Here is an 18,753-nt window from a genome sequence, read left to right as displayed (position 1 = left end):
CAACGCAAAGCGCTGTGGCTTAGTAGGTGTAAACGCCTTTGCCGGTCTTGCGACCCAACTGGCCTGCGGCCACCATCTCTTTGAGCAATGGGCATGCACGGTATTTGCTGTCGCCAAACTCTTGCAAGTACACGTCCATCACGGCCAAGCACACATCCAAGCCAATCATGTCGGCCAAGGCCAATGGGCCGATGGGTTGGTTGCAACCGAGCTTCATGCCTGCGTCGATGTCTTCGGCGGTAGCCACACCTTCGGCCAACACAAAGAAGGCTTCGTTGATCATGGGCACCAAGATGCGGTTCACTACAAAGCCAGGCGCGTTCTTCACGGTGATGGGGCTCTTGCCCAAGCGTGTGGACAGGTCATGCACCGCAGCATGTGTGGCATCAGAGGTTTGCAAGCCACGGATGATTTCAACCAAGGCCATCATCGGCACGGGGTTGAAAAAGTGCATGCCAATGAAGCGGTCAGCACGTGTGGTGACCGCGGCCAGCTTGGTGATGGAGATAGATGATGTGTTGGATGCGATGATGGCTTCTGGGGCCAACATGCCGTCGAGTTGTTTGACGATCTTGACCTTGAGGTCATAGTTCTCAGTCGCGGCTTCGATGACGAGTTGTGCGCCTTTGAGGTCGTCGTAGCTGGTGCTGGTTTTGATGCGCGACAAGGCGGCTGCTTTGTCGGCTTCGGTGATTTTTTCTTTCTTGATCAAACGGTCCAAGCTGCCCGACACAGTGGCGAGGCCTTTGGCCACAGCTGCGTCAGAGATGTCGACCATCACCACGTTCACGCCAGACACAGCACATGCTTGTGCAATGCCATTGCCCATGGTGCCAGCGCCGATGATGCCTACGGTTTGAATGCTCATTGGGGAATCCTTGTTTTACTGTTAAATCAAAAAAACGATATTAGCGGGGGAAGGGTTGCGTTTGGCTGACGTGCATCAATTTCTTGCGCTCCAGCGAATTGACTTGGGGCGGCTTCCTCATACTGGAGTACCAGAAATCGTCAGCCGCCCCAAGCCAACTCGCTTACGGGAGTTAGGCGCGAAAGCGCTTCTTCGTCAGGTGCAGGGCAATCTTCCAACCTATCAGTGCATATGCCGCCAGCACGCCTAGGTGCAGCGCAGGGTTGGCAGGCCACTGATCTAGAAACAATGGGCGCACGAGGTCGATGGCTTGGGTGAGGGGCAGCCACGCTGAGATGTCGCGCACGATGCCTGGCAGTTGATCGCGCGGGAAGAACACGCCGCTCAAGAACATCATGGGGGTGAGGAACAGCGTGAAGTAGTAGGTGAAGAAATCGTAGCCTTTGGCTAGCGCGTTGAAGATGAGTGCGATGCAGCTGAAGGTGATGCCCACGCACAAGAGGATGGGCCAGGCGGCCAAGAGCTTCCAGCTTTGGGTGATGCCCAGTGCAAACATCACGCCCAAGATGGCGGTGATGGTGAACAGGGCTTTGAAGGCTGCCCACAGCATTTCGGCCAAGAGCACGTCGTCCAAACGCATGGGCGCATTCAAGATGCCGTCCCACGTTTTTTGCACATGCATGCGTGAGAAGGCCGAGTACAGCGCTTCAAACGTGGCGGCGTTCATGGCGCTCATGCAGATGGAGCCGCTGGCCAAGAACAAGATGTAGGGCACTTTTTGTTCATTCAAAGTCACCTCGCCAACTAGCGCGCCTAAGCCATAGCCAAAGGCAACAAGCCACATCAAAGGTTCAGCAATGTTGGCCACGAGGCTAGGAATAGCGAGCTTGCGCCACACCAAAAGGTTGCGCATGAACACGGGCCAGAAGCGGAAATAGGTGTGCATCGCGTTTAGCCTTCCTCACGGATTTGGCGTCCGGTCATTTTCAAAAACAAGTCTTCCAAATTGGCTGGGCGGTGCAGCGTGCGCAGGCCCGTATGAGCGCTGAGCGCTTGCAGCAGTTGGGCTGCGTCTTGGGTGTAGAAGAACACGGTTTCGCCGCTGGTTTCAACGCGTTGTGCCAAGCTGGCGATGTGGCTGTCGACCAACGCTAGCGCGCCATTGCCGTACACCTCCACCACATCGGGTTCTAGGTGCTGCGCAATCAAATCACGCGGTGTGCCTTCGGCAATTTTTTTGCCGTGGTCGAGCACCAACAAACGGTTGCACAAGCGCTCAGCCTCGTCCATGAAGTGGGTGGTCAGCAAAATCGATTTGCCTTGTTGCAGCAGCTGTTGCAAACGCTCCCACATCAGGTGGCGCGCTTGCGGGTCCAGGCCAGTCGTTGGCTCGTCAAGCAGCAGCAAATCTGGGTTGTTGATCAGGGCGCGCGCTAGGCTGAGTCGGCGCTTCATGCCGCCCGACAACTCGCCGGGTTTGGCGTTGGCCTTGTGCGAGAGCGCAGCGAACTCCAGCAGTTGCGGAATACGCGCTTGGATGTCGGCCTTCTTCATGCCGAAGTAGCGGCCAAACACCATCAGGTTTTCGGCGCAAGTGAAGTCGGGGTCGAGCGTGTCGAATTGGCTCACTACCCCTAAGCGCGCTTTGATGGCCAGTGCATCGTCGGGCATGGACAAACCAAACGCGTTGATGCTGCCGCCATCGGGCTGCGCGAGGCCGAGACACATGCGAAGCGTGGTGGTTTTACCCGCGCCATTGGGGCCAATGACGCCCAAGCATTCGCCGGGGGCGATGCTGAACGACACATCGTTCACCACGGTGTTGTCACCGTAGCGTTTGAGAAGGTGGTTGCATTCAAAAAGTGGGGTGCTCATAGGTTTGATTGTGCCTGTGGCACGGCAGTTTCGCTGTGCGGTCTGTCGCTCGGGTGCATGGTGTGAAGCGCCTAAAATCTGCGCAACTTACTTCAAGGCTACGCTGTGTCCGATACTTTATTTGTTCTCTCCCAATATGTGATGCCCAAACAGTTGCTCACGCAGTTTGCGGGCGCTGTGGCGCGTGCGCGTTGCGGCAAATGGACACATGCCCTCATCCAATGGTTTGTGGGCAAGTACCAAGTGAACATGGACGAGGCAGCCCAGCCCGACATCACGCAGTACGAATGTTTCAACGACTTCTTTACACGTGCCCTCAAGCCCGGCGCACGCCCCTTGGCCGATGCCGCGTTTGTGTGCCCGGTGGACGGCGCGATCAGCCAGCTGGGTCACATCGATGGCGACCAAGTGTTTCAAGCCAAAGGCCACAGCTACAGCACGCAAGCGCTGGTGGGCGGTGATGCCACCTTGGCCGCGCAGTTCCAAGACGGCGAATTCGCCACGATTTACCTCAGCCCTAAGGATTACCACCGCATCCACATGCCCAGCGCAGGCCGCCTGCGCCGCATGATTCATGTGCCCGGTGATTTGTTCTCGGTCAACCCAGCCACCGCACGTGGCGTGCCCGGCTTGTTTGCGCGTAACGAGCGTGTGGTGTGCGTGTTTGACATGCCCGCAGCCTCAGGTGAAACACCTCAGCAATACGTGTTGGTGTTGGTCGGTGCGACCATCGTGGGCAGCATGGCCACACCATGGCATGGTGTGGTCAACCCACCTCGCCCAGGCACGGTGCGTGAATGGACCTATGACGACCAAGACCTGAGCCTGAACCAAGGCGACGAAATGGGCCGCTTCTTGTTGGGCTCGACCGTGGTGTTGCTGTGGCCTAAAAACACCATCGCGCTCAACTCTGCTTGGCAAGCCGCACAAGGTGTGCGCTTGGGCGAGAAGATGGGTGATGCAGTGCACGCTTAAAGCAGCGCCCTGCACACGTGAAAACCGCCTCTGTTGAGGCGGTTTCTTTTTGGGCGGTTGATGTGAGGCTTATTGAAACGCAACTTCCGCAAAGCTGCGCAACTTGCGGCTGTGCAGTTGTGCAGGCCCTTGCTGGCGCAGCAGCTCAATCGCGCGCATGCCGATGCGCAAGTGTTGGTCTACACGCTCGCGGTAGAAGTGGTTGGCCATGCCCGGCAGCTTGATTTCGCCGTGCAGCGGTTTGTCGCTCACGCACAGCAGCGTGCCGTAGGGCACACGGAATCGAAAACCGTTCGCGGCAATCGTGGCGCTTTCCATGTCGAGTGCCACAGCGCGGCTTTGGCTAAAGCGGCGTTGCGGTGTGTTGTCTGGCAACAGTTCCCAGTTGCGGTTATCGGTGCTGGCCACGGTGCCTGTGCGCAAGATGCGTTTGAGTTCTGCGCCTTCGCATTGTGTAACATCCTTCACCGCTTGCTCGAGCGCGACTTGAATTTCAGCCAGTGCAGGGATAGGCACCCACAGAGGCAGCTCTTCATCCAACACATGGTCTTCACGCACATAGCCGTGGGCTAGCACGTAGTCGCCCAGTTGCTGCGTGTTGCGCAGGCCTGCGCAGTGGCCCAGCATCAGCCACGCATGTGGGCGCAGCACGGCGATGTGGTCGGTGATGTTTTTGGCGTTGGCAGGACCTACGCCGATGTTCACCATGGTGATGCCCGTGTGGTCTGCGCGCACCAAGTGGTAGCCGGGCATTTGTGGCAAACGTGGTGGCACTTTGCCCAAGGCATCGTTGGCTTCTGCGGTTAGGCCAACGCGGCGCGTCACCACGTTGCCGGGTTCCACAAACGCGATGTATTCGCTCTTAGGGTCTTGCATGGCCTCATGGCCCAAGCGCACAAACTCGTCAATGTAGAACTGGTAGTTGGTGAACAACACATAGTTCTGAAAATGCTCAGGCGATGTGCCGCTGTAGTGGCGCAGGCGCTGTAACGAATAGTCCATGCGCGCAGCGGTGAACAGCGACAAAGGCTGTGGCTCGTTAGGTCTAGCCTCAAACGTGCCATTGGCAATCCCGTCGTCCATCGCAGTGAGGTCGGGCAGGTCAAACACCTCGCGCATGAGCTGGCGACGCTCGGCGCTCATCTCGCCTTCCACATGGTCGTGGTCGGCGAAGGAGAAATGCACAGGGATAGGCTGGTGGCTCATGCCCACCTCTAACGTACCGCCATGGTTTTGCAATAGCAGGCGGAATTGCTCGCGGCAATAAGCAGCAAACAAATCGGGGCGGGTGAGGGTGGTCTCGTAGCGGCCAGGCTCGGCCACAAAGCCGTAGCTCAAGCCTGCGCCTTCGCTGTTGGCTTGTAGCGCGCCGGTTTTGGTGTGGATGCGCACAAACGGGTAGAAGGCCCGCACACGTTGTTCAAACTGCTTGCCAGCCACAAACTCGCGCATGGCTTGGCGAAGGTGGTCAAGACTGGTTTGGTACAGCGCCTGCACTTGGGCAAGGGCGCTGTCGGCGTCGCTGTGACGGGTGGGGGCGGTGAAGGGCGGGCGAATACTCATGCCCCGATGTTACGAGCGCTTTGTGTCACTTTTGAGCGCGCTCGCAACAGCCCTATTACATATTGCGACGGTACTGACCACCCACCTCAAACAAGGCGTTGGTGATCTGGCCCAGTGAACACACACGCACCGCATCCATCAACACCTCAAATACGTTGGCGTTGTCGATCACGGCTTGTTGCAGGCGTGCCAGTTGCACCTCGGCTTCGGCTTTGTGGCGGGTGTGGAAGTCGTTCAAGCGGTTGAGTTGGCTTTGCTTTTCCTCTTCGGTCGAGCGGGCCAATTCCAGCTTGTCCATCACTTGCTCGCCGTGCGGGTTGCGGAAGGTGTTGACGCCGATGATGGGCAGCTCGCCTGTGTGCTTGAGCATTTCGTAGGTCATCGATTCGTCTTGAATCTTGCCGCGTTGGTAGCCGGTTTCCATCGCGCCCAACACACCGCCTCGTTCGGCAATGCGCTCGAACTCGGCCAGCACGGCCTCTTCGACCAACTCGGTGAGTTCTTCGATGATGAACGCACCTTGGTTGGGGTTTTCGTTTTTGGCCAAGCCCCACTCGCGGTTGATGATGAGCTGAATCGCCATGGCGCGACGCACAGAATCTTCGGTGGGCGTGGTGATGGCTTCGTCAAACGCGTTGGTATGCAGGGAGTTGCAGTTGTCGTAAATCGCAATCAGCGCTTGCAGCGTGGTGCGGATGTCGTTGAACTGAATCTCTTGCGCGTGCAATGAACGGCCAGAGGTTTGGATGTGATATTTAAGCTTTTGTGAACGCTCGTTTGCGCCGTACTTCTCTTTCATCGCCACAGCCCAAATGCGACGTGCCACGCGGCCCATCACGGTGTACTCGGGGTCCATGCCGTTGCTGAAGAAGAAGCTCAGGTTAGGTGCGAAGTCGTCAATGTGCATGCCGCGCGCCAAGTAGGCTTCCACAAAGGTGAAGCCGTTGGAGAGCGTGAACGCCAATTGAGAAATGGGGTTCGCACCCGCTTCTGCAATGTGATAACCGCTGATCGACACGCTATAGAAGTTGCGCACTTGGTTGTGCACAAAGTACTGCGCGATGTCGCCCATCACCTTCAGTGAAAACTCGGTGCTGAACAAGCACGTGTTTTGGCCTTGGTCTTCTTTCAAGATGTCAGCTTGCACCGTGCCGCGCACGTTTTGCATGACCCACTCTTTGATCTTGGCGGTCTCAGTTTCGGTCGGGTCGCGGCCGTTGTCCTTTTTGAACTTCTCAATGTTTTGGTCGATGGCGGTGTTCATGAACATCGCCAAGATGGAGGGCGCTGGGCCGTTGATGGTCATCGACACGCTGGTGGTGGGATTGCACAGGTCAAACCCGTCGTACAACACCTTCATGTCGTCCAGCGTGGCCACGTTGACGCCTGAGTTGCCTACCTTGCCGTAAATGTCTGGACGTGGGTCTGGGTCGTTGCCATAAAGCGTGACCGAGTCAAACGCGGTGGACAAACGCTTGGCATCCATGCCTTCGCTCACCAACTTGAAGCGGCGGTTGGTGCGGAAGGGGTCGCCTTCGCCCGCAAACATGCGGGTTGGGTCTTCGCCCTCGCGCTTGAAAGCGAATGTGCCAGCGGTGTAGGGGTAGCTGCCGGGCACGTTGTCGAGCATGAGCCACTTCAAAATTTCGCCGTGGTCTTCGTAAGTAGGTAAAGCCACTTTGCGAATCACCGTGCCGCTGAGGGACTTGGTGGTGAGCGCTGTGCGAATCTCTTTGTCGCGAATCTTCACCACGTACTCGTCGCCTGCATAGGCGGCTTGCATGTCTGGCCATTGGGCCAAGAGTTTGCGCTCTGCAGCACCTAAGTTTTCTTCGCGCGCAAAGGCCAAGTCGATGGCTGCTTCTGATGCTTTGGCGCGGCCTGGCTTGTCTTCGGACAACATGCGCGCAGCTTCGCGCAGTTGTTGAATTTCGCGAGCCAGTTTGGCTTGTGTACGTGCACGCTTTTTGTAGCCGCGCACGGTGTCGGTGATTTCGGCCAAGTAGCGTGTGCGTGCGGCAGGCACCACAGGCGTTTGGTTGCTGCTGTGGCGCACGTCCACCAATGGCAAACGGCCTTCTTTGAAAGTCAGGCCCAGCTCGGTCAAGCGGCCTTTTAGGGCTTGGTACAGCGCAGTCACGCCGTCGTCGTTGAAGCGCGCGGCCATGGTGCCAAACACCGGCATTTGCTCAGTCGGTGTGTGCCACGCTTCCTTGTTTCGTTGCACTTGTTTGGCCACATCGCGCAGCGCGTCGCTGGCGCCTTTGCGGTCAAACTTGTTGATAGCCACAAACTCGGCAAAGTCGAGCATGTCGATTTTTTCCAGCTGGCTGGCTGCGCCAAACTCAGGCGTCATCACATACATGGGCACATCCACATGCGGCACGATGGCGGCGTCGCCTTGGCCAATGCCCGAGGTTTCCACAATGATCAGATCAAAGCCAGCGCACTTGGTGGCGGCCAACACATCGGGCAGGGCCGCGCTGATTTCGCTGCCAAAGTCGCGGGTGGCGAGTGAGCGCATGAACACGCGTTGACCGCTATCTCCAAGGCCAGAATTAGAAGATTTCGCCCAAGGCGAAATGGCATTCATGCGAATGCGGTCGCCGAGCAAAGCGCCACCGCTCTTGCGACGAGAAGGGTCAATAGAAATGACAGCAATGCGCAGCGCGTCGCCTTGGTCCAAACGAATGCGGCGCACAAGTTCGTCGGTCAGCGAAGACTTGCCCGCACCGCCGGTGCCGGTGATGCCGAGCACGGGCACTTTGTGGTTCAGCGACTCTTTGCGAACGGCTTCAACCACTTTGGGGTCAGCCTTTTCGTTCTCCAAGGCGGTGATGAGCTGTGCCAGTTTGCGCCATGCCATTTCGTCGTGGCCTTGAATCTCTTTCACGGCAGAGGGGGCGTAGCTCGACAAGTCTTTGTCGCAGCGCATGATCATTTCGCCGATCATGCCTTGCAGGCCCATCTTCTGGCCGTCTTCTGGGCTGTAAATGCGGGTCACGCCGTAGGCTTGCAGCTCGCGAATTTCTGGAGGCACGATCACACCGCCGCCGCCGCCAAACACTTGGATGTGTTCGCCGCCACGCGCGCGCAGCAAATCGACCATGTACTTGAAGTACTCCACGTGGCCGCCTTGGTACGAGCTGATGGCAATGCCTTGCACGTCTTCTTGCAGCGCAGCAGTCACCACTTCGTCCACCGAGCGGTTGTGGCCTAAGTGAATCACTTCAGCGCCCATGCCCTGCAAGATGCGTCGCATGATGTTGATGGCGGCGTCGTGGCCGTCAAACAAAGAGGCAGCGGTGACGAAGCGCACTTTTTGCGTGGGCTTGTAGTTGGCAAGGGCTTGGAATTCGGCGGACAAGTCAGACATGCGGTGCTCCGGAAGACGGAAGGGAGGGTGAATTTACGTTTACGTAAACGTCAATCATAGCTGTGCTTCGTGAATTTTGCTCAACATCGCTTGCAAAGCGCGTCACGACTAGGGTTTGCACTAGTCCCACGCGCGACTAAATCGTAGTTTTACGTACAAAGAAAAGCGCCCAAAGCTGTCCAAGACGATCAAAATCGCAACCTGTATTTAGGTAAATTTTTTCATCCGACATCGAAGGAGACAACATGATTCGAACCCTCAAACTTACCGCCATTGCATCCATGATGTTTGCTGCTGGCTTGGCTACAGCGGCTGACACCATCAAAATTGGCGTGACTGGCCCCTATACCGGTGGCTCATCTTCTATGGGCGTGAGCATGCGCGATGGCGTTCGCTTGGCAGCACAAGAAATCAACAAAGCCGGCGGCGTGTTGGGCAAACAAATCCAGCTGGTCGAGCGCGATGACGAAGCCAAAAACGAACGTGGCGTGCAAATCGCCCAAGAGCTGATCAACAAAGAGCAAGTGGTTGCGACCATGGGCTTCATCAACACGGGCGTGGCTTTGGCCTCACAACGCTTCTACCAAGAAGCCAAGATCCCCGTTTTCAACAACGTGGCCACCGGCTCGATCGTGACGCAGCAGTTCAAAGCGCCTGAGTTCCCAGATAACTACATTTTCCGCAACGCCGCGCACGACAGCATCCAAGCACCAATGATTGTGGAAGAAGCTATCACACGTCGTGGCTTCAAGAAAGTTGCCATCTTGGCTGACTCTACAAACTACGGCCAACTGGGCCGTGATGACTTGGAAAAAGCCTTGGCTGTCAAAGGCGTGAAGGCTGTTGCAGTTGAGAAGTTCAACGTCAAAGACGTTGACATGACCGCTCAGTTGCTCAAGGCCAAAGAAGCTGGCGCTGAAGTGATCTTGACTTACGCGATTGGCCCAGAGTTGGCACAAATCGCCAACGGCATGACCAAGTTGGGCTGGAAAGTCCCAATGATCGGCAGCTGGACTTTGTCAATGGCCAACTTCATTGACAACGCAGGCCCTGGTGGTGAAGGTGCGCGCATGCCACAAACCTTCATTCAAGAGCCCAACACCATGAAGCGCAAAGCCTTCATCGAAAGCTACCTGAAGACCTTTAAGCCAAAGAACAACCGCATCGATTCACCCGTGTCCGCGGCTCAAGGTTACGACTCTGTGTACCTGTTGACTGCTGCGATCAAGCAAGCCGGTACCACAGACGGTCCAAAGGTTCGCGAAGCTTTGGAAAGCTTGCAAGCCAAAGTGGAAGGCGTTGTGACAACTTATGACAAGCCATTCACACACGACGACCACGAAGCCATCACTGCCAACATTCCAGTGTTCGGTGAAGTCAAAGGCAGCCGTGTGGTGTATGCCTACGAAGAAGATGCCAAGCGTGGCTCTGACATCCGTACAAAGGCAGCCAAGCAACCTGCCAAGAAGTAATTTCTAGGCACACCAGCACCGTACTATTTGCATAGCGAGCAGTACGGTGCTTTTTTTGTGTTGAGTATTTAATAAGAAACAAGAGCGCATTTATGGAAATTCTGCTGCAACTTATCTACAGTGGCATCGCGCTGGGCATGATTTACGCGGTCATCGCGTTTGGCTACCAGTTGACGTTTGCTACCTCTGACACCTTGAACTTCGGTCAAGGCGAGGCCTTGATGTTGGGCGCCTTGGTGGGCTTGACACTGGTTGACAGCTTGGGCGTCAATTACTGGCTGGCCCTCCCCGTGGTCGGAGCATTCGGCTTGCTGCAAGGCGCTTTGGTTGAACGCATTGGTGTGCGACCCGCCATCAAAATCAAGAGCGAGTTTGGTTGGATCATGTCCACCATCGCCTTGGGCATTATTTTTAAAAACGTGGCCGAAAACATTTGGGGCCGGGATGATTTGAAATTCCCATCACCTCTACCAGAAGCGCCCATGAAAGTCTTGGGCGCCAACGTGCTGCCGATGGAACTGCTGGTGATCGCTGGCGCTTTGGTGATGATGTTGGCGGTGGAGTTTTTCAACCGCAAAACCATTTACGGCAAAGCCGTGGTTGCCACGTTCAACGACCGTGATGCAGCTAAGTTGATGGGCATCAACACGGGCTTGGTCATCACCTTTTCGTATGCCTTGTCTTCTCTCACTGCTTCGTTTGCAGGTGTGTTGATTGCGCCGCTCACGTTGACTGGTGCCACCATGGGTGCGGTTTTGGGGCTCAAAGCTTTTGCGGTCGCCATCATTGGTGGTTTGACAAGCGGCATGGGCATTATCGTAGGCGGCATCATTTTGGGTGTGGCCGAAACAACAACAGGTTTTTACATTTCCACTGGCTACAAAGACGTGCCGGGCTTGGTCTTGTTGCTCTTGGTCTTGGCAGTCAAACCTGCGGGACTGTTTGGTAAATCTGCGATCAAGAAGGTTTAAACATGAATCGCAAATATCTACTCGCTTCTATCGTGGGCTTTGTGCTGTTGGCACTCGTGCCCGTGTTCACGCACAACCCGTACTACATTCACTTGGTCGAAACCATCATGATCTACGCGATCTTGCTGTTTGGTTTGGACATCGTGGTGGGCTACACCGGTCAAGTGTCTTTGGGCCATGCTGGTTTGTTTGGCATTGGTGCCTACACAGCAGGCGTGCTGTTCATGAAACTCGGTGCGCCTTTCTGGGTGATCGTGCCCGCCAGCATTGCCGTGACTGCTGTGTTTGGCGCATTGCTCGCGTTGCCCGCGCTGCGGGTTTCTGGGCCTTACTTGGCGATGGTGACCATGGCCTTTGGCACCATCATCCAAATCTTGATCAATGAAATGACCTTCCTCACCGAAGGCCCCATGGGTATCAAGATCCCTAAGCCGACTGTGGCTGGCTACAAGTTTGACGAACAAACCTTCTACTGGGTGGTCACGGCTTTGTTGGCCTTGTCGCTGCTGGTGGTGCACCGAGTGTTGCGCTCACAACTTGGCCGCGCGTTTGAAGCGCTGCGCGGTAGCCCTGTGGCGTCTGACTGTATGGGTGTGTCGGTTTACAAATACAAGGTGTATGCCTTTGTGATCAGCGCTGGTTTTGCTGGCTTGGCTGGTTGCTTGTATGCCTACTCTGAGCAATACATTTCTCCCAACACCTACAACAACGAACTCACCGTTATGTTCTTGTTGGCCGTCATCATGGGCGGTCGCAAGACACGCATTGGTTCGATGTTGGGTGCCACCATCATCGTGTTGCTGCCTAAGCTGCTGGATGATTTGGAAATGTTCCGCATGGTCGCCAGTGTGTTGGCTGTGTTGATGTTGATTGGCGCCATCATTGGCGTTGCTCGCAAAATCACCACGCCACAAACCATGGCTGTGCCAGTGGTGGGTACAGCTGCTTTGGCCGTGTTTGCTTTCTGGTTGGAAAGCATCACTGACTGGCGCTTGTCCATCTTCGGCTTGATGATTCTGTTCGTGGTGTATTACCTCCAAGACGGTATCGTGGGTTTTGTGCGTAGCTTGTGGGCGCATCGCAAACATGCCGCTGTGCAACACGTCGAGCATGTGACCAGCAGTGGCGACCCCATCATTCGTGCTGCCAAGCATGGCGGCGAAGACTTGTTGGTGGCCAAGCAAGTGTTGATGCAGTTTGGCGGCTTGAAGGCGATCAACCAAGTCGATCTGCGCATCAAGCGCGGCACCATTCACGGCTTGATTGGCCCCAACGGCTCAGGCAAGAGCACGATGATGAACGTGCTGACAGGCATCTATGTGCCAACTGCCGGCAGCATTGAGTTTGAAGGCACTTCAGTCGTTGGCCGTACCTCGTCAGACATCGCGTTGTCTGGCATTGCGCGTACTTTCCAAAACGTGCAGTTGTTTGGCGAAATGACCGCCTTGCAAAACGTGTTGGTCGGTTTGCACCACACCTTCCACAGCAATTTTGTGGATGTGGCGTTCAACTCTTCACGCTATGTAGGCGAAGACACAGCCGCTAATGAACGTGCCATGGGTCTGCTCAACTTTGTGGGCTTGTCTGAACTGGCTGATGAACAAGCGCGTAACTTGCCCTATGGCAAACAGCGCTTGCTCGAAATCGCCCGCGCTTTGGCGCTTGACCCACAACTCTTGTTGTTGGACGAGCCAGCTGCAGGCTTGACCGCACCAGACATCAAAGAGCTCATTCAAATCATCCGCAAGATTCGCGACCACGGCATCACCGTGATCTTGATCGAGCATCACATGGATGTGGTGATGGGTGTTTGCGACACGGTCTCGGTCCTCGACTTCGGTCAAAAGATTGCCGAAGGTTTGCCCGCAGAAGTGCAGGCTGACGAGAAGGTGATTGAAGCCTACCTCGGCGGCACAGCGGCCTAAGCGCATACGGAGAATTAGAGATGTTGACGATTAAAAACCTCGAAGCCGGTTACGGCAAAGTCCACGTGCTGCACGGCATTTCTTTGGAAGTGCCCAAAGGCAAAGTGGTGACCCTGATTGGCTCCAACGGTGCTGGCAAAACCACCACCATGCGCGCTATCAGCGGCATGATCGCGCCCACTGCCGGCGAGATCACCTTAAACGGAGAACGCATTGACGGCATGGAGTCTTTCTCCATCGCCAAGCGCGGCCTGGCCCACTCACCCGAAGGTCGCCGCGTGTTTGCCACCATGACCGTGACAGACAACCTCACCTTGGGCGCTTTCCCTCGTTTGACTGGCAGCCGCCCCAAAGGCGACGTGGCAGGTGACTTGGACCGCGCGATGGACTTGTTCCCTCGCCTCAAAGAGCGTCGCAACCAATTGGCCGGCACTTTGTCGGGCGGTGAGCAACAAATGTTGGCCATGGCCCGCGCTGTCATGCTCAACCCCGAAGTGGTGTTGCTCGATGAGCCTTCTATGGGCTTGGCGCCTATCTTGGTGGAAGAAGTTTTCAAAATCATTGAAAACCTCAAGAGTCAAGGTGTGACCATGTTGTTGGTGGAGCAGTTCGCTGCCGCCGCCTTGAACGTGGCCGACTATGGCTACGTCATGGAAAACGGTCGTATCTCTGTGCATGGTGAAGCCAGCAAGCTCAAAGACGACCCAGCGGTCAAAGCTGCCTATTTGGGCGGAGGCCATTGATCAGGCTTTAGGGTTTACGAAAAACCTTCTAGGGTTTTCCTCCGAAAGGGGCGGAAAACGTGGGTTCAGTCTCTATACTGCCCATGTTTTCACGCTCCTTCCTTATTTCATGCCTGTTTCTTCCTCTTCGCAAGTGCGCCCAGCCGATGGCTATGCGGGCGACGTCACGCCAGAAACTGCCAACGCGTGGATGCAGTCTGGCGAGGCTGTGATGGTGGATGTGCGCTCTGAAGCTGAGCTGGCTTGGGTGGGCTTTGTGCCAGGCGCAGTGCCCGTGCCGTGGAAGCAATGGCCGGGTATGGCCATGAACCCCGCGTTTGATGAGGCGGTGAAAACCGCGGCCAAAGGCAAAAAAATTGTGCTGCTGTGTCGCAGCGGTGTGCGGTCGATCGTCGCCGCCCAACGTGCCACAGAGCTTGGCCTTGAGGCCTACAACATCCTCGAAGGCTTCGAAGGCGATGCCAATGCCGACGGTCATCGCGGTACCCAAGGTGGCTGGCGCATGCGCGGTTTGCCATGGCGTCAAAACTGATTCACACCCTATGACATTCCTTGCACTCGATGTGGGCAACACGCGCCTCAAGTGGGGTCTGTACGACAGTCCCGCGCCCGGAGCCAAACTGCTGGGTAGTGGCGCAGTGTTTTTAGAAAACATTGACCGCTTGGCCGACGAAGACTGGCGCGAACTGCCAGAGCCCACGCACATGTTGGGCTGCATCGTGGCTGGTGAGGCCATTCGCCGTCGCGTAGAAGAACAAATGGAGCTGTGGGACATCACGCCACATTGGGCCGTATCGTCTGCCGCAGAAGCAGGGTTGACCAATGGCTATGACCACCCCACGCGCTTAGGTGCAGACCGTTGGGTGGCCATGATTGGCGCACATGCACGCATGCTTCGAAGCATTCACGGTGATGCCCCCAAGCCCATGGTGGTGGTCATGGTTGGCACGGCAGTGACCGTGGAGGCCATTGACGCGAGTGGTAAGTTTTTGGGTGGTTTCATCTTGCCCGGCCACGGCATCATGTTGCGTGCTCTGGAGTCTGGTACTGCGGGCTTACGCGTACCAACTGGCGAAGTTTGCGAGTTCCCAACCAACACCAGCGATGCCCTCACCAGCGGCGGCACCTACGCCATTGCTGGCGCGGTTGAACGCATGGTGCATCATGTGCGCCAACATTGCAGCGCAGAGCCCGCGTGCTACATGACCGGTGGCGCAGGTTGGAAGATGGCGCCCAGCATGTCGGTGCAGTTTGAGCTGGTTGATTCGCTGATTTTTGATGGCTTGCTTGAAATCGCCAAGCAGCGCTTGGACCATCCATCGCCTGTGTGGCCCTCACGTGCGCTTTATTAGTGCATTACTAACTTTGGTTTGAACGGGATAGCCCTTCATGACAGAGGGCCAGCGCTGCGGCTAGACTCAAGCCATGAAAGTCCTTGATTCACTCACCAAGCAAGCTTCCTCCATCGCGGCCATTCGCCGCGATATTCACGCCCACCCCGAGCTGTGTTTTGAAGAAATTCGCACCGCCGATTTGGTGGCGCAAAAGCTAACTGAGTGGGGCATTCCCATTCATCGCGGCATGGGCAAAACAGGTGTGGTGGGTATCTTGAAATGCGGCACGAGTGATCGCGCGATTGGCTTGCGCGCCGACATGGACGCCTTGCCCATGCAAGAGTTCAACCAATTCGCCCACGCCAGCCAACACGCCGGCAAGATGCACGCGTGCGGCCACGACGGCCATGTGGCCATGCTTTTGGCGGCGGCGCAATATTTGTCAAAGCACCAAGACTTTGATGGCACGGTGTACTTCATCTTCCAACCCGCCGAAGAGGGCGGCGGCGGCGCTCGCGAGATGATTCGCGATGGCTTGTTCGATAAGTTCCCCATGCAAGCCGTCTACGGCATGCACAACTGGCCGGGCCTGAAAGAAGGGCAGTTCGCACTCAGCGCTGGCCCTGTGATGGCATCAAGCAACGAATTCAAAATCACCATTCATGGCAAAGGCTGTCATGCCGCGTTGCCCCACAACGGCATTGACCCCGTAGTCATTGCTTGCCAAATGGTGCAAGCCTTTCAAACCATCATCAGTCGCAACAAAAAGCCAGTCGATGCAGGCGTGATTTCGGTCACCATGATCAACGCCGGCGAAGCCACCAACGTGGTGCCCGACCATTGCGAGCTGCAAGGCACGGTGCGCACCTTCAGCGTCGAAGTGCTCGACATGATTGAGCAGCGCATGCGCGACGTAGCCGCACACACCAGCGCAGCTTTTGGCGCAACCTGTAGCTTTGAGTTTGAACGCAACTACCCACCCACCATCAACCACCCCGCAGAAGCCAACTTTGCACGCGAAGTCATTGCCGACATCGTGGGTGCAGACAACGTGCTGGCGCAAGAACCCACCATGGGCGCAGAAGACTTTTCGTACATGCTGCAAGCCAAGCCCGGTGCGTATTGCTTCATCGGCAATGGTGATGGTGTGCACAGAGAAATCGGCCACGGCGAAGGCCCGTGCACCCTGCACAACCCCAACTACGACTTCAACGACGCACTCATCCCCTTGGGGGCGAGCTATTGGGTGAAGCTGGTCGAGGCATCGCTGCGCTGATCTTTCTAATTGGGGTCAGAACCTAATTAATGAAAATCAATAGTTGTTTCGATGTCTCTGGCTGAGTGAAGAACTCGTACAACAGTGATGCCGTTTGTGTCTGGTAAATAAAAAATCACGTAACGTCCAAATGGAAAAGACCGCAAGTCTTTGGCAAGTTCACGTCGTTCTCGTCCCATGAGGGGATGTGATGCGAGTAAGAAAAATTGCGCATCAAGTTTGTCAATCCAAGCATCTGCAGCGGCAATATGGTCTTCTGCGATGAAACTCCAAATATCGAATAGGTCTGCGTTTACCTTCGGGAGCTTATGAACAGTCGGCATTGATGCGGGCTTGCTGTTTAAAACTTGCAGCATCCCACTTTGACGACTCACCGCTGTTAAGTCCGAGTTGAATTTCTTGGCGTAACTGCTCAAGCTTGATAGATTGAGCGTGGTCGTTTTGCGCCATCAGGCGCAATGCGTCGCGTACCACTTCGCTTGCTGAGTTGTACATACCTGTTGCGACTTTGGCGCGAACGAGCTCTTCAAGTTGCGGCGTAAGGTTGACATTCATGCCCATGATTGACTCCAAGTTCTGCTACGAATTGTGGCGAAAGTGTCAATTTATGTCAATCTTAGACAATGGCTGGCTTAATAAGCCGATAGCAGCGCGTTTAAGTGTGCTTTGTGTTCTGCAGTTGCATACGGCAGTAGCAAACTCAACACACTCTTAGCCCCGCGCAACAGCGAAGCCTGCGCGCTTTCGGGCTCTAGAGCATGGCGCGGATCGCGCACGTATTCGTAGCTCAGCCACCACGTCAGCATCACCACCATGTGTGTGGCAGTGGCTTCGCGTTCGCTCACGGTGATGGCCAATGCGCCGTCGTGTTCAAGGCTGTCTAGCAGCGTGCGAAACGCGGTGGTCTTGTGCAGCAGCGCGTCTTTTATGTGCGTTTCAAGCTTGCGGTTCTTGCTGAGCAAGTCGTTCAAATCGCGGTACAAAAAGCGGTATTGCCACACCAGCTCAAACAACGTGTGCATGAAAAACCAAGCGTCTTCCACGTCGTGCACGCCGGGTGCAGCCTCTAGCAGTTCATCCAGCGCCGCTTCGTAGCGGTTGAACAGCGCCGTGACCAACTCCTCTTTGGCAGGGTAGTGGTAGTAGAGGTTGCCGGGGCTGATGTTGAGCTCGGACGAGATCAATGTGGTCGATACATTGGGCTCGCCAAAGCGGTTAAAGAGGTCAAGCGTGACCTCCAAAATCCGCTCTGCGGTACGGCGTGGCGCTTTCTTTGCCATCAATTATTTCTTGACTGTTTTCTTAGCTGGCGCTTTCTTTGCGGCAGTTTTAGTCGCAGGCTTGGCTGCAGTCTTTGTTGCGGCTTTAGGCTTCATACCTAGCTGCGCCTCCAGTGCCGCCACACGCGCATGCAGCGCTTGCAATTCAGCAGCCGATGGCACGCCCAAACCATGCATGGCCTTGGCCACGCGCTCTTCAAAAATGCCTTCTAGCTTGCCCCATTGGCCTGTGGCGCGTTCGCTCAGCGTGTGGGCCGCTTGTTGGGCCTTCTGTGTGGCCTCGGCCAGCTTTTCTTCAGCGGTGGTGTGCACCTTGCGTTGCATGGTGATGCCATCGCTCACCAGTTTTTCAAACGCTTTGGTGCCGTCTTGTTGTGCCTTGGCAAATGCGCCCAAACCAGCCAGCCAAATTTGCTGGGCTTGCTCTTTCACGTTGTCAGACATCGCTGCGGGATCAAACGGGTTTTTGGTAGACATGTGGGCACACTTTCAAACAAAACATAAAACCGCACTTTAACGCCGAGTGCAGCCAAACACCATATGAAGTTTAGTTAGACTTCTCTAACAATGAGTAGCGAAAAACCCGAGACAAACCACCAAGCTTGGTATGTGGTGCACACCAAGCCCCGTCAAGAAGCCCGAGCCCTTGAAAACTTGCAAAACCAAGGTTTCAACTGCTTCTTGCCCACCATGCAGGTGCAAAAGCTGCGCAACCAAAAAGTGCAGACCATCACCGAGCCCATGTTCAGCCGTTATCTGTTCATTCAGCTCGACGACCAAACCCAAAACTGGGGCCCCATCCGTTCCACCTTGGGTGTGAGCAAGCTGGTCAGCTTTGGTCCGCAGCCCGCCAAAGTGCCCCATGAGTTCATTGCATTCTTAAAAGAGGCCCCGCCCGAAACCCTAGAGCGCATGTTCGCCCCCGGCGACAGCGTGCAAGTCGCCAGCGGCCCCCTGCAAGGCTTAGAGGGCAAATACATCGCCCACGATGGCGAAACTCGAGCCTTTGTGTTGGTTGATTTGCTTGGGCAGCCACAAAAGCTGCGCATGGCGGTCGAGAGCCTGCGCGTGGTCTAGCTTCACAGCGATAATTCT

General features: G+C 55.9%; 18 protein-coding genes. 9 read left to right on the top strand and 9 right to left on the bottom strand.

All coding sequences use genetic code 11. The features are described 5' to 3' along the window. Window positions 1-19: 19 nt before the first annotated feature. The 3 genes from B9Z35_RS09315 to B9Z35_RS09305 all read right to left on the bottom strand — a co-directional run bounded on the left by B9Z35_RS09315 (window position 20) and on the right by B9Z35_RS09305 (window position 2,743). Window positions 20-868, bottom strand: a complete 849-nt coding sequence (locus B9Z35_RS09315) for a 3-hydroxybutyryl-CoA dehydrogenase (RefSeq protein ID WP_108283404.1) — start codon at window positions 866-868, stop codon at window positions 20-22. A gap of 172 nt (window positions 869-1,040) precedes the next feature. Continuing rightward, window positions 1,041-1,814, bottom strand: coding sequence for an ABC transporter permease (locus B9Z35_RS09310; RefSeq protein ID WP_108283403.1), 774 nt, complete (start codon window positions 1,812-1,814; stop codon window positions 1,041-1,043). Between the two features lie 5 nt (window positions 1,815-1,819). Next, window positions 1,820-2,743, bottom strand: a complete 924-nt coding sequence (locus B9Z35_RS09305; RefSeq protein ID WP_108283402.1) for an ATP-binding cassette domain-containing protein — start codon at window positions 2,741-2,743, stop codon at window positions 1,820-1,822. Between the two features lie 141 nt (window positions 2,744-2,884). On the opposite strand from B9Z35_RS09305, the gene asd reads away from it, so the two are divergent. Further along, window positions 2,885-3,718, top strand: coding sequence for an archaetidylserine decarboxylase (asd, locus tag B9Z35_RS09300; RefSeq protein WP_199219798.1), 834 nt, complete (start codon window positions 2,885-2,887; stop codon window positions 3,716-3,718). A 69-nt stretch (window positions 3,719-3,787) separates the two neighbouring features. Here the strand turns inward: asd and B9Z35_RS09295 are convergent, their stop codons facing one another. Both B9Z35_RS09295 and icmF read right to left on the bottom strand, forming a co-directional pair. Further along, complete coding sequence (locus tag B9Z35_RS09295; RefSeq protein ID WP_108283400.1) at window positions 3,788-5,281, bottom strand: AMP nucleosidase; 1,494 nt, start codon at window positions 5,279-5,281, stop codon at window positions 3,788-3,790. A gap of 55 nt (window positions 5,282-5,336) precedes the next feature. Then, a complete protein-coding gene (icmF, locus tag B9Z35_RS09290) occupies window positions 5,337-8,657 on the bottom strand; it encodes a fused isobutyryl-CoA mutase/GTPase IcmF (RefSeq protein WP_108283399.1) in 3,321 nt (1,106 codons plus the stop codon). 245 nt (window positions 8,658-8,902) lie between these two features. Between icmF and B9Z35_RS09285 the strand changes: the two genes are divergently transcribed. The 7 genes from B9Z35_RS09285 to B9Z35_RS09255 all read left to right on the top strand — a co-directional run bounded on the left by B9Z35_RS09285 (window position 8,903) and on the right by B9Z35_RS09255 (window position 16,378). After that, the gene (locus B9Z35_RS09285) at window positions 8,903-10,129 is read left to right on the top strand and encodes an ABC transporter substrate-binding protein (protein WP_108283398.1); all 1,227 of its coding nucleotides are present in this window, start codon (window positions 8,903-8,905) and stop codon (window positions 10,127-10,129) included. 92 nt (window positions 10,130-10,221) lie between these two features. Next, the gene (locus tag B9Z35_RS09280) at window positions 10,222-11,100 is read left to right on the top strand and encodes a branched-chain amino acid ABC transporter permease (protein WP_108283397.1); all 879 of its coding nucleotides are present in this window, start codon (window positions 10,222-10,224) and stop codon (window positions 11,098-11,100) included. A 2-nt stretch (window positions 11,101-11,102) separates the two neighbouring features. Then, on the top strand, window positions 11,103-13,025 hold the full coding sequence (locus B9Z35_RS09275) for an ATP-binding cassette domain-containing protein (RefSeq protein WP_108283396.1): 1,923 nt from the start codon (window positions 11,103-11,105) through the stop codon (window positions 13,023-13,025). 20 nt (window positions 13,026-13,045) lie between these two features. Then, window positions 13,046-13,768 (top strand): ABC transporter ATP-binding protein, encoded by a 723-nt coding sequence (locus B9Z35_RS09270; RefSeq protein ID WP_108283395.1) that lies wholly within the window; start codon window positions 13,046-13,048, stop codon window positions 13,766-13,768. A 109-nt stretch (window positions 13,769-13,877) separates the two neighbouring features. Further along, window positions 13,878-14,300 carry a rhodanese-like domain-containing protein gene (locus B9Z35_RS09265; protein WP_108283394.1) on the top strand — a complete coding sequence of 141 codons (423 nt, stop codon included), beginning with the start codon at window positions 13,878-13,880 and terminating at the stop codon, window positions 14,298-14,300. A 10-nt stretch (window positions 14,301-14,310) separates the two neighbouring features. Next, window positions 14,311-15,120, top strand: coding sequence for a type III pantothenate kinase (locus tag B9Z35_RS09260; RefSeq protein WP_108283393.1), 810 nt, complete (start codon window positions 14,311-14,313; stop codon window positions 15,118-15,120). Between the two features lie 73 nt (window positions 15,121-15,193). After that, entirely contained in the window at window positions 15,194-16,378 is a 1,185-nt protein-coding gene (locus B9Z35_RS09255; RefSeq protein WP_108283392.1) for a M20 aminoacylase family protein, read from the top strand. 26 nt (window positions 16,379-16,404) lie between these two features. Here the strand turns inward: B9Z35_RS09255 and B9Z35_RS09250 are convergent, their stop codons facing one another. From B9Z35_RS09250 to B9Z35_RS09235, 4 genes are all read right to left on the bottom strand, one after another. Further along, entirely contained in the window at window positions 16,405-16,734 is a 330-nt protein-coding gene (locus B9Z35_RS09250) for a type II toxin-antitoxin system RelE/ParE family toxin (protein WP_233246525.1), read from the bottom strand. After that, window positions 16,685-16,933: a type II toxin-antitoxin system ParD family antitoxin gene (locus B9Z35_RS09245; protein WP_108283534.1), complete on the bottom strand. Its 249-nt coding sequence runs from the start codon at window positions 16,931-16,933 to the stop codon at window positions 16,685-16,687. The genes B9Z35_RS09250 and B9Z35_RS09245 overlap by 50 nt, the downstream gene beginning before the upstream one ends. Window positions 16,934-17,010: 77 nt before the next feature. Further along, on the bottom strand, window positions 17,011-17,658 hold the full coding sequence (locus B9Z35_RS09240) for a TetR/AcrR family transcriptional regulator (protein ID WP_108283390.1): 648 nt from the start codon (window positions 17,656-17,658) through the stop codon (window positions 17,011-17,013). A gap of 3 nt (window positions 17,659-17,661) precedes the next feature. After that, entirely contained in the window at window positions 17,662-18,135 is a 474-nt protein-coding gene (locus tag B9Z35_RS09235; protein WP_108283389.1) for a phasin family protein, read from the bottom strand. 90 nt (window positions 18,136-18,225) lie between these two features. Here B9Z35_RS09235 and rfaH point away from each other — a divergent pair, with 90 nt between their 5' ends. After that, the gene (rfaH, locus tag B9Z35_RS09230; protein WP_108283388.1) at window positions 18,226-18,735 is read left to right on the top strand and encodes a transcription/translation regulatory transformer protein RfaH; all 510 of its coding nucleotides are present in this window, start codon (window positions 18,226-18,228) and stop codon (window positions 18,733-18,735) included. Window positions 18,736-18,753: the final 18 nt, after the last annotated feature.

This window comes from Limnohabitans sp. Jir61 (assembly GCF_003063545.1).
In the GTDB taxonomy this organism is placed as follows: domain Bacteria; phylum Pseudomonadota; class Gammaproteobacteria; order Burkholderiales; family Burkholderiaceae_C; genus Limnohabitans.
This window is presented reverse-complemented; position numbering and strand designations above follow the sequence as displayed.

What these genes read in the sequence shown, in the direction of transcription:
- B9Z35_RS09315 (WP_108283404.1), bottom strand. Translation starts at nt 868, where the DNA reads ATGAGCATTCAAACCGTAGGCATCATCGGCGCTGGCACCATGGGCAAT.
- B9Z35_RS09310 (WP_108283403.1), bottom strand. Translation starts at nt 1,814, where the DNA reads ATGCACACCTATTTCCGCTTCTGGCCCGTGTTCATGCGCAACCTTTTG.
- B9Z35_RS09305 (WP_108283402.1), bottom strand. Translation starts at nt 2,743, where the DNA reads ATGAGCACCCCACTTTTTGAATGCAACCACCTTCTCAAACGCTACGGT.
- asd (WP_199219798.1), top strand. Translation starts at nt 2,885, where the DNA reads ATGCCCAAACAGTTGCTCACGCAGTTTGCGGGCGCTGTGGCGCGTGCG.
- B9Z35_RS09295 (WP_108283400.1), bottom strand. Translation starts at nt 5,281, where the DNA reads ATGAGTATTCGCCCGCCCTTCACCGCCCCCACCCGTCACAGCGACGCC.
- icmF (WP_108283399.1), bottom strand. Translation starts at nt 8,657, where the DNA reads ATGTCTGACTTGTCCGCCGAATTCCAAGCCCTTGCCAACTACAAGCCC.
- B9Z35_RS09285 (WP_108283398.1), top strand. Translation starts at nt 8,903, where the DNA reads ATGATTCGAACCCTCAAACTTACCGCCATTGCATCCATGATGTTTGCT.
- B9Z35_RS09280 (WP_108283397.1), top strand. Translation starts at nt 10,222, where the DNA reads ATGGAAATTCTGCTGCAACTTATCTACAGTGGCATCGCGCTGGGCATG.
- B9Z35_RS09275 (WP_108283396.1), top strand. Translation starts at nt 11,103, where the DNA reads ATGAATCGCAAATATCTACTCGCTTCTATCGTGGGCTTTGTGCTGTTG.
- B9Z35_RS09270 (WP_108283395.1), top strand. Translation starts at nt 13,046, where the DNA reads ATGTTGACGATTAAAAACCTCGAAGCCGGTTACGGCAAAGTCCACGTG.
- B9Z35_RS09265 (WP_108283394.1), top strand. Translation starts at nt 13,878, where the DNA reads ATGCCTGTTTCTTCCTCTTCGCAAGTGCGCCCAGCCGATGGCTATGCG.
- B9Z35_RS09260 (WP_108283393.1), top strand. Translation starts at nt 14,311, where the DNA reads ATGACATTCCTTGCACTCGATGTGGGCAACACGCGCCTCAAGTGGGGT.
- B9Z35_RS09255 (WP_108283392.1), top strand. Translation starts at nt 15,194, where the DNA reads ATGAAAGTCCTTGATTCACTCACCAAGCAAGCTTCCTCCATCGCGGCC.
- B9Z35_RS09250 (WP_233246525.1), bottom strand. Translation starts at nt 16,734, where the DNA reads ATGCTGCAAGTTTTAAACAGCAAGCCCGCATCAATGCCGACTGTTCAT.
- B9Z35_RS09245 (WP_108283534.1), bottom strand. Translation starts at nt 16,933, where the DNA reads ATGAATGTCAACCTTACGCCGCAACTTGAAGAGCTCGTTCGCGCCAAA.
- B9Z35_RS09240 (WP_108283390.1), bottom strand. Translation starts at nt 17,658, where the DNA reads ATGGCAAAGAAAGCGCCACGCCGTACCGCAGAGCGGATTTTGGAGGTC.
- B9Z35_RS09235 (WP_108283389.1), bottom strand. Translation starts at nt 18,135, where the DNA reads ATGTCTACCAAAAACCCGTTTGATCCCGCAGCGATGTCTGACAACGTG.
- rfaH (WP_108283388.1), top strand. Translation starts at nt 18,226, where the DNA reads ATGAGTAGCGAAAAACCCGAGACAAACCACCAAGCTTGGTATGTGGTG.